This is a genomic window from Kitasatospora saccharophila (assembly GCF_039529925.1).
GTDB classification, from domain to species: Bacteria; Actinomycetota; Actinomycetes; order Streptomycetales; family Streptomycetaceae; genus Kitasatospora; species Kitasatospora saccharophila.
This window is the reverse complement of record NZ_BAAANS010000067.1, coordinates 1-9,093: the sequence shown is the minus strand read 5'-3', so window position 1 is coordinate 9,093 and position 9,093 is coordinate 1. Positions and strand designations below refer to the sequence as shown.

Below are 9,093 nucleotides of genomic sequence, written 5' to 3'. Positions count from 1 at the left end.
GGGTGTCCGCTCGGTCCGTCCGGTCCGTCCGGTCCGCTTGGTCCGCTCGGTCCGGTCCGTTCGGGGTGTCCGTCCGGTCCGCTCGGTCCGTCCGGCCTGCTCGGTCCGGTCCGTCCGGGGTGTCCGTCCGGTCCGTCCGGTCCGTCCGGTCCGTCCGGTCCGTCCGGCCTGCTCGGTCCGGTCCGTCCGTGGGGTCCGGAGCGTTCGCTCGGTCCGGTTCGTCCGCGCCATCCGGGGTGTCCGCTCGGTCCGCAGGGTCCGTCCGGTCCGCGGGGTCGGTGGGGTTGGTCCGGTCTGCTCGGTTCGGTCCGTCCGCTCGGTCTGCTCGGTCCGGTCCGTCCGGGGTGTCCATCCGGTCCGCTCGGTCCGGCCCGTCCGTCCGGCTTAGAAGGTGTTGGTCTGCTGCCGGATCACGTGGGGTGGTGGGTTCGGTCTGTGGACCGTCCAGCGCTGTCGGTTCGTCCGGGGAGACCGGTTGTATGCGCCGGCTGCGTCGTCGGGCTTCCCGGGCGCGCCTGCGGACAGACCGGCGATACAACTCGAGTTTCTCCTCGGCGGACCGCGCGCCGGCGAGGAGGGGCGGAGCTGCACTCAGCTCCGCCATTGCCGTCCGCGTGATGCTCTGCGCCAGTTCGGGGGTGCTGGTCGGGGGCACAGCCTGCGGATCGGTGGCCGGGATTTGGTCCATGGAGACCTGGTCAGCGGGGACAACGGAGGCACCGGGTTCGGGCTCGTCCGCCGAGGGGGAGGTGTTGTGGTGGCGGTTGACGAGGATGCCGAGGTGGACCGCGCCGGCAAGGGCCAGCGGCGCGATGGTGCTCAGGCCGGCCACCGGAACGTCGCCCAGCTGCAGGGATCCAGCCGCCTGTCCTGGAGCTTCGTTGAGGCGGACGGCGTGGAGCGCGTTGGCCCAGACGCTGGTGCCGGTCGCGCCGGCGAAGAGCGACCAGACGTAGGCACGCGCTCTGAGGGGGGCTTCCTGCAGGAGGACCAGGGCGCGAACGCCGTAGCCGATGAAGCCGTCGACCACGATAGGAAATGCGTAGGTGAGTTGGCCGCGGATGTGGATGGCCTGCGCCATCTGCTGGAGCGCGTCGTAGCTGAGGGTGAAGCCAGCGGCGCCGAGCAGTCCGATCGCGGTGATGTCCCAGGGGGAGACAGCAGGGCGGCGTATCCTCACGCTGCCGCTGCCAGGGCGACGGAGGCGAACTCCTGGTGCAGCTCGGCGCGCAGCTCGTCGGCGAGGGCGATCTCCTCGACGAGGTCACGCTTGGGGATGGTCGTCAGCTGCTTGTCGGCCTCCCGGCGGCGCTTGGCCGCGGCCTTGTAGCCGATGCCCATCGCCGGGGCCCAGACCTCCCAGCCGATGCCGACCAGCTGTGCGATCCGGACCGCGGCCCGCTTCTCGGGGCTGGTCAGCGGCACCAGCTCGCCCTGCAGGACAGCCTTGATCTGGTCGAACCGCCGATCGTCCTTGCGGTGGGTGAGGAGAAGGGCGATCTCCTCACCGGTCAGCCCGCCGCGGATGCCCTCCGTGGTCCGGCACGCGATTGCGTCGTCCTGGCACTCGCTGCGCACGGGGCAGCTCCCGCAGACGGCCAGCGCCCGGTGGTGGCCGGCGACCCGCGGCGGCGCGAACCAGTCGTCGGGCTGCGAGTCACGGGCGCACAGCGCCTTCAACCGCCAGTACTGGCTGCCGCGGGCGAGGCCGCTGACGAACATGGCCTCCAACTGGCGGACGACATCGCTCTCCGGTTCGTCGAGGGTGTCGCTCTCCGGTTCGTCAAGGATGTCGAGCTCCGGCTCGTGGAGGGTGGCGGGCTTGAGCACGTGAATGGTGGCGGTCATGGTGTGGTGTCTCCATCGCGCCGCAGGTGGGTAGCGGGCGCGGGGCAGGGGCGCTCCGGGGCACGGCGAAGCCGGCCCGCACGGGGCGCAGGTTCGGTGATGAGATGAAGGGGCAGCGGGCAGGCGCGCAGGGGCACTGGGCGGCGTGGTCGGTCGGCACTACGGCCGGCTCTGCGAGTTCGGTCGGCGGTGCCGACACTGCCTTCTGCGTCCAGTGGTGATGTGCGAGCGGGCCTAGCGGCGGTGCCGGGTGTGGCCGACGGGCAGAGCAGCGGTCGGCGTCGCGGCCGGGTGATGGTGCGTCTGGGCCGTCTCGACCGGCGTGGCTTCGGCGGCACGGGCCGGAAGCGGTGGCGTCGCACGGGTGTGCGCGGCGGTTGCCGCCGACTGCTCTGTACGCGAAAGCGTCATCGTGGTTCAATCACCTTCTGTAAGGGCAGCAGCCCGACTCGTCCAAGGGCGGGGCCGCTGCTCTGGGTGTGTTGTGCGTCACATGGTTGGCGTGCACGGCCGACGCTCGCGAGTTCCCGCTCGCGGGCGCTTTGTCGTTTCACGGCCTTCATGGCCGCCCGGATCGTTACGGCTTGTGGCCGGTGCCGGGCTGGCGGTCGGTCGGCCGAGCGACACCGTCGCTGTACGTGGCCGACTTGCGCAGCGGTCTCAGCTACACGTCGTGACGCCCGACGGCGCCCCGCGCTCTGTCTTGACCGGCGCGCCCGAGGCAAGGCGGGCAGTACGTGGCTTGTGCGCCATCGCCTGACCCCCAATCAGTTTGTTCGTATGCCTCGGACTATGGGGAATACGTTAGGTATTCGCATGGATACCGGTCAATGAATTCAAGTTATCTACACGGGTAGATGCCACTCTTTTTCATGGGCTGAGAAATGATCTTGAACTCTATCCGGCTAACCCTGCGCAAAGCGGACATGTCGACTGCGACGTACGCATGAACTGCGCCCTTCTCTCTGGGTGACGGAGCGTATCGGCTACCCAGGGTTACCATAGACGTGCTGACGGATAGATGATCTTGAATGTCCAGGTGGCGAGACGCCAATAAACCCAGGGGGGGATATCGATTCGGCGGGGGTATATTCGCTGCCCCGGGTGAATCTCCCGGTCAAGGGATTCGCCGAAGAATCACCGTGCAATATTTAGGATTGAACGATGCGAGCTGTAGTCGTACGCGAGTTCGGTGGCCCCGAGGTCCTGGAGCTGAGCGAGATGCCCGAACCGGCCATGCGCCCCAGCAGCCTGAAGCTCCGCACCCGCCTGGCCGGCGTGAACTTCGCGGACGTCCATCTGCGCGAGGGCACCTACCCGGCGCCGATGGCGCCCCCGTTCATCCCGGGTAACGAGGTCCTCGGGGAGAGCGATGACGGCCGCCGCTTCGTCGCCCTCAGCAAGGGCGGCGGCTACGCCGAGACGGCTGCCGTCCACCGCAAGCTCGCCTTCGAGGTTCCGGACATCGTCGCCGACCGCGACGCTATCGCCCTCCTGTTGCAGGGCAACACGGCCTGGCACCTGCTGCACACTGACCTGCGCCTGACCTCCGAGGACACCCTGCTGGTCCCCGCGGCCGCCGGTGGCGTCGGCTCCTTTGCGGTCCAGCTCGCCAAGCGAGTCGGCGCGAAGGTCGTCGCGATGGCCGGCACCGAAGCCAAGCGGCAGCTCGCCACCGACCTCGGTGCTGACGCCGTCGTCGACTCCTCCACCACCGACGACCTGACCGAGCGCATCCTCGACGCCGCGGGCGGCCACGTCACCGCCGCCATGGAGATGACCGGCGGAGACGTCTTCCACGCCACCCTCGACGCCCTCTCGCCCCGCGGCCGCCTCTCCGTCTACGGCTCCGTCACCGGAACCCAGGGGCTGGTGCCCCTCGCGCAGCTCGTCGGACAGTCCAAGTCCGTCACCGGCTTCTGGCTGCCCTCGCTCTACCCCTCGCGCACCCACCTGACCGAGTCGATGGCCGCGCTGTTCACGGCCGTCGCCGACGGCTGGCTCAAGCCGCTCCACGGCCCGACCTACAAGCTCGGCCAGGCCCGCCAGGCCCACGCAGACCTCGCCACCCGACTCACCACCGGCAAGGTCGTCCTCGACCTGAGCCTCTGAACCACCCCCGACTTCTACTTCTCCCTCTTCTCTGCTGCCCGCACCAGGCGGGCACGCGGCCCACCAAGTCGCGCCGCCGAGCGCCACGCGACGATCCCTCTGGGGGTTCCCGATGAACAGCGCCATCACCACCACCGCCTCCGACCGCCAGGATCGGCCGACCGCCAAGCCCGCCTCGCTCGCCGACAAGGCGTTCTCCGTCCAACAGGCTTTCACTCGCATCGCCACCCCCGGCAGCGTGCACACGCTGCGCGCCATCGCCGAAGAAGCCGGCCTCGACGACGCCACCGTCCACCGCATCCTGCAGACCGGCGTCAGCAGGGGCGTCTTCGAGCAAGTAGGCCGAGGCCGCTACCGCCTCGGCACCGGAACGGCCCGCGCCGGACTCCACGCCATGGCCGAAGCCCCCGGCGCCGCCTCCACCCACAGCACCCTGGTCACCCTCCACCAGGCCACCGGCGGACTCGCCCTCCTCTACGTCCTCAGCCCCTTCGGCGGCGCCCGCCGCCTGTGCACCGACTACGCCATCGGCGACCGCGACCCCGCAGAGGTCGGCATGACCGCCGAGGACGTCGTCACCGTCTCCCGTTCCCTGCGCACCGGCGCCTCCGGGCGCGCCATCCTCGCCTACCTCCCCCAGCGGATCCGGGACCTGGTCCTGGCCGAAGACGTCCCGCCGACCGCCGGCCCCGGCGTCATCCGCGACAACGACGCCCTCGCCGCCTCGCTGGGCGAGGTCCGCCGACTCGGCTTCGCCGCCGGCCGCCAAGAGTGCATGACCGGCTGGGACAGCGTCGCCGCCCCCGTCTTCTGGGACGACACGATCATGGGATCCGTCCTCCTGCTCCGCCCTAGCAACGAGATGCCCGAAGACCTGCGCCCGACGATCTACCACACCCGCCGCGCGGCGGAGGAGATCTCCCAGCTCACCCTGTCGCCCGCAACGCAGACAGGGTGAACCGCAGCTTCGCGAGCGACCGGCCGCGCAGCAACCAGCAAGCGGAGCAAAGGAGTTGTGATGCCAGAACGCCTGATCCGGGCCCTGGTCTACGCGGGCATCCTCGCAGGGATCCTGCTCTGGATGCGCTTCGCGGCCGTCGCCACCGACTGGCTCGACAAGGTCGGCGGAGGCTGACCGAGCCCACCGCTTCCCGCCCTGCCGCCGACGCGAGAGCGCCGCGCGGCGGCAGGGCGGGAAGCCGCTGCTCAGCCCACCGAGACCACCCGGTCCCCCGTCGGACGCAGCCCCGCCCGCGCCAGCGCCGCACCCGTCGGGGTACTCGCCTGCCCGCCGCCGACCTTGACCGCGGGCTTCGGACGGCCCTGGCACGGCCCGCACAGGCCCGAACGCGGCACCGGATCACCGCAGTTGGCACACTCGTGCCTCTTCGATGCCTGCGGCCGCTCCGGGGCGCACGCGGGCGGCAGCTTGTCCCGCAGCCGGGTCCGGACCACCGCCCGTGGCGAGTGGATCCGCTCCGGCAGCCCCGGCAGCAGTGCCTGCGCCAGCTCCGCAGCCCCGAAGCCCCGCGCCAGCCAGCGCGCAGCCAGCGGGGCCAGGGCCAGTGCCTCCGCCTCTCCCAGGCGCAGCCGCGGTTCCGGCCGCAGTGCCTGGTGAAGCGCCAGCGCCGCCGCCCGGGTCTGCTCGTCCGGCGGCTCCACCGACGGGCTGTCCGGCTTCACCGGCCCGCCCGCGCTCCGCGCCGACGGCTGCTGCCCGGCGCTCGCACCGCTGTCGGCTGCCTCCGGGGGGAGGGGGGAGGGTGCTTTCTCACCGTCTTTTACAAGAAGGGCTTCACGGGAACCGGACTCCGGTACACCGGACGCCGGACGGGTGGCGGCCGGTCGCCCCTGTCGCTCGGTCTCCTCCTGGACGGCCTGCCGGATGATCTCCGCGCCCGGCCGGTGCGGGACGTCGAACACGTGCGCCTCGCTGCGGATCGTCCCGTCCGGCATCCGCACCTTCACCACCAGGTAGTAGCCGGCCTCCCGCAGCTCCTTGAACGCCGCGCGGATCGCGGATCGCCCCTGGACGCTGGAGTCCGCGATCTGCTGGGCGTCCTCCGACCAGCCGTCGGGGCGGGAGAGCAGGTCCGCGAGGAGGCCGCGGGCGGTGAAGGACAGCTGCCGGTCCTGGACCAGGGTGTTGGGCAGCATGATGAAGGCACGCGCGTGCGCGCTACGATGAATCTGCAAAGGGAGTGACTCTCCTGTTTGCCGGACCCCGGGGTGTTGACGCACCGCCGGGGTCACCTGTGTTCGGTTGGACCACGGAACGTAGCAAGGCCCGGTTCGCAGAAGCGAGCCCAGGCCGAGAGACCTCGATCACGTCCGTCATTCGTGATCTCGCTCGCAGGAGCGGGCCTCCTGCCGTTGGTGCAGGCGCTCCCGTTCCCGATCTGCCGGAGTCGAGAGCTGCTCGGCCGCGGAGGTGGCTTCCTGGGTGCTTACTTCGGGTGTCGAGTAGGGCAGTTGGCGGTGATCTTGATCGACGACCCCTAGGCTGGTGGGACCTGAAATTTGCAAGAGCTGAGGGGTTTCGGCATGGGCGTGAGGCAGAGCGATTGGGTGGTTGCGGCTGCGGACCAGGTGATCGCTGAGGCCAAACGCCGTGGCGGGGCTCCGCTGGTGTGCGCTTCGGGGGTCTCCCCGTCGGGCCCGATCCACCTTGGCAACCTCCGCGAGCTCCTGGTGCCGCACTTCGTCGCGGACGAACTCCGCCGTCGCGGGCTGGAGTGCCGGCACCTCTTGTCCTGGGACGACTACGACCGGCTGCGGAAGATCCCGGCGGGGGTGCCGGAGAGCTGGTCGGAGCACATCGGCCGGCCGCTGACCGCGGTGCCCGATCCGTGCGGGGAGCACGAGAACTGGGCGGAGCACTTCAAGGCCCCGCTGCGCGAGGCGCTGGCGGAGCTGGGCGTCGAGGTCGACGAGATCAGCCAGACCAGGATGTACACCTCCGGCGCGTACCGCGAGCAGATCGTGCACGCGATGCGGCAGCGGCACCGGATCGACGCGGTCCTCGGCCGGTACCGGACGAAGAAGGCCGACGGGGCGGAGCTGGAGCAGGACGACGAGGAAGCAGCTTCGGCCGTCGGCAGCGACTACTACCCGTACCGGCCGTACTGCGGGGTCTGCGGTCGCGACTCCACCACCGTGGTCGGCTTCGACGACGCGAGCACGCAGATGGACTACCGGTGCGAGTGCGGGCACCAGGGCGGGTTCGCGCTGTCCGAGCAGGACGGCGGGAAGCTGGTCTGGAAGGTGGACTGGCCTATGCGCTGGAAGGCCGAGGGAGTCACCTTCGAGGCCGGCGGTGTCGACCACTCCTCTCCGGGCTCGAGTTTCGCGGTCGGCTCACAGCTGGTTCGCGAGGTCTTCGACGGACAGCCGCCGTCCTACCTCGGCTATGCCTTCGTCGGCATCAGCGGCATGGCGAAGATGAGCAGCTCGAAGGGCGGGGTGGTGACTCCGGCCGACCTCCTGTCGGTGCTGGAGCCGGCGATGCTGCGCTGGCTGTACGTCCGCCGCCAGCCCAAGCAGGCCATGACGGTCGCGTTGGGCCAGGAGATCCAGCGGACGTACGACGAGTGGGACGCGCTCGGGCAGAAGGTGGAGGCCGGGACGGCGTCGGAGGCCGAGGCCGCGGCCCGGACCCGCGCCGTCGGTCCGGCCGCCGGGCCGCTGCCGACCACCCCCCGGCCGCTGCCGTTCCGGCTGCTGGCCGCCGCGGCGGACGTCGCCGCGGGCGACCCGGTGCAGACGCTGCGGATCCTGCGGGACGCCACCGTCGAGGAGCCGCTGGCGAGCTTGGAGGAGGCCCGGCCGAGGCTGGACCGCGCCCAGGCGTGGACGGAGACCCTCCCGGCCGAGGAGCGCACGCAGGTGCGCACGGAGCCGGACGTGGAGCGGCTGGCGGCGCTGGAGCCGGGGCAGCGGGAGGCGTTGAAGCTCCTGCTGGACGGCTTGGAGGAGCACTGGTCGCTGCCGGGGCTGACGTCGCTGGTGTACGGCGTTCCCAAGCTCCAGGCGGGTCTGCCGTTGGACGCGCCGGCGACGCCCGAGCTCAAGGTGGCGCAGCGGGGGCTGTTCGTGCTGCTGTACGAGCTGCTGGTGGGCCGGGACACCGGTCCGCGGCTGCCGACTCTGCTGCTGGCGCTCGGCCCGGAGCGGCTGCGGTCGCTGCTGTCTCTCGCGTAGTGGGTTGTTGAACCCGGAAGGGGGCGGGCCGAAGCGGTGTGCTTCGGCCCGCCCCCTTCCGGGTTCAGGCTGCCGGGAGGAGTCCGGTGCGGGTGAGGATCTCGTCGGCGATGTCGGCGGCCGGGCGGTGCTCGGTGTCGAGGTGGTCGGCGAACTCCGGTCGGCGCAGGGCCTCCAGGCAGCGTTCGACCTGGTTGCCCTCCCAGCTGAGCGGGCCCCACTTGTCCGGGCCTTCTCCGCGTTCGCGCAGGCGGGCGCGGATGGTGGCGGCGGGGGCGAGCAGGGTGAAGTGGTGCACGCGGTGGCCGGCGTCGCGCAGCGGGTGGACGATCTGCTCGAAGACGGGCGGGCGGGCGATGGTCATGGGGACGACGATCGGGCGGTCGTAGTGCTGGGCGGCCTGGTCGAGCATGTGCCGGGTGAGCGGTGGCCAGAGCGGTTCCAGCTCGAACTCCTCGCGGCGCAGGTCCGCGGGGAGTTGCTTCCAGAGCGTGTGGCCGATGTCTTCGGGGTTGATGACCAGGGCGTCGGGCCGCCGTTGGGCGATCAGGCCGACGGTCGTGGTCTTGCCGACGCCGAAGGGGCCGTTCACGAAGAGGATCACGGTGGGGGCCTTTGGTCGGCGGGTCAGAACTGCTCGACGTACCGGTTGGGGTAGGCGCGGGCATCGTGGCGCAGGACCAGGACGGTGTAGCGCTGGTGGGTGCGCAGGGTGTTGGTGGCGTGCTTGATCTGGCGCAGGCGGTCGGTCATGGCGGTGCGGACGGCGGGGTCGGTGGCGCCGCTCTGGTCGAGGACGCGGTCGATGGTTGAGCGGCAGTAGTGCTCGATGGCGTCTGTGAACGGTCAGCGATTTCCCCCACTTCTGAGGCTTCGTGGTCACGGAATTGGCCAGGGTCGCGGTCACGACTCCCCAAGGGGAACCTGACCACG

8 protein-coding genes are annotated in these 9,093 nt (G+C 70.9%); 3 read left to right on the top strand and 5 right to left on the bottom strand.

The window, feature by feature from the left end; all coding sequences use genetic code 11:
• Positions 1 to 1,180: DUF2637 domain-containing protein (locus ABD345_RS33510; RefSeq protein ID WP_344557755.1), on the bottom strand; the 1,180-nt coding region annotated here is incomplete at its 3' end.
• A complete protein-coding gene (locus tag ABD345_RS33505; protein ID WP_344557753.1) occupies positions 1,177 to 1,848 on the bottom strand; it encodes a WhiB family transcriptional regulator in 672 nt (223 codons plus the stop codon). The genes ABD345_RS33510 and ABD345_RS33505, both read right to left, overlap by 4 nt.
• Before the next feature lie 1,164 nt (positions 1,849 to 3,012).
• On the opposite strand from ABD345_RS33505, the gene ABD345_RS33500 reads away from it, so the two are divergent.
• Positions 3,013 to 3,960, top strand: coding sequence for a quinone oxidoreductase family protein (locus ABD345_RS33500; RefSeq protein ID WP_344557751.1), 948 nt, complete (start codon positions 3,013 to 3,015; stop codon positions 3,958 to 3,960).
• Positions 3,961 to 4,072: 112 nt separating this feature from the next.
• On the top strand, positions 4,073 to 4,918 hold the full coding sequence (locus ABD345_RS33495) for an IclR family transcriptional regulator (protein WP_344557749.1): 846 nt from the start codon (positions 4,073 to 4,075) through the stop codon (positions 4,916 to 4,918).
• A 248-nt stretch (positions 4,919 to 5,166) separates the two neighbouring features.
• On the opposite strand, the gene ABD345_RS33490 is transcribed toward ABD345_RS33495, so the two are convergent.
• Positions 5,167 to 6,156 (bottom strand): hypothetical protein, encoded by a 990-nt coding sequence (locus tag ABD345_RS33490; protein WP_344557747.1) that lies wholly within the window; start codon positions 6,154 to 6,156, stop codon positions 5,167 to 5,169.
• 348 nt (positions 6,157 to 6,504) lie between these two features.
• Between ABD345_RS33490 and lysS the strand changes: the two genes are divergently transcribed.
• Positions 6,505 to 8,160 (top strand): lysine--tRNA ligase, encoded by a 1,656-nt coding sequence (gene lysS / locus ABD345_RS33485; RefSeq protein ID WP_344557745.1) that lies wholly within the window; start codon positions 6,505 to 6,507, stop codon positions 8,158 to 8,160.
• Positions 8,161 to 8,224: 64 nt separating this feature from the next.
• On the opposite strand, the gene ABD345_RS33480 is transcribed toward lysS, so the two are convergent.
• Together ABD345_RS33480 and ABD345_RS33475 are read right to left on the bottom strand one after the other, a co-directional pair.
• Positions 8,225 to 8,764 carry an AAA family ATPase gene (locus ABD345_RS33480; RefSeq protein WP_344557743.1) on the bottom strand — a complete coding sequence of 180 codons (540 nt, stop codon included), beginning with the start codon at positions 8,762 to 8,764 and terminating at the stop codon, positions 8,225 to 8,227.
• A 23-nt stretch (positions 8,765 to 8,787) separates the two neighbouring features.
• Positions 8,788 to 8,913, bottom strand: a complete 126-nt coding sequence (locus ABD345_RS33475) for a hypothetical protein (protein ID WP_344557739.1) — start codon at positions 8,911 to 8,913, stop codon at positions 8,788 to 8,790.
• Positions 8,914 to 9,093: the final 180 nt, after the last annotated feature.

What these genes read in the sequence shown, in the direction of transcription:
- ABD345_RS33505 (WP_344557753.1), bottom strand. Translation starts at nt 1,848, where the DNA reads ATGACCGCCACCATTCACGTGCTCAAGCCCGCCACCCTCCACGAGCCG.
- ABD345_RS33500 (WP_344557751.1), top strand. Translation starts at nt 3,013, where the DNA reads ATGCGAGCTGTAGTCGTACGCGAGTTCGGTGGCCCCGAGGTCCTGGAG.
- ABD345_RS33495 (WP_344557749.1), top strand. Translation starts at nt 4,073, where the DNA reads ATGAACAGCGCCATCACCACCACCGCCTCCGACCGCCAGGATCGGCCG.
- lysS (WP_344557745.1), top strand. Translation starts at nt 6,505, where the DNA reads ATGGGCGTGAGGCAGAGCGATTGGGTGGTTGCGGCTGCGGACCAGGTG.
- ABD345_RS33475 (WP_344557739.1), bottom strand. Translation starts at nt 8,913, where the DNA reads ATGACCGACCGCCTGCGCCAGATCAAGCACGCCACCAACACCCTGCGC.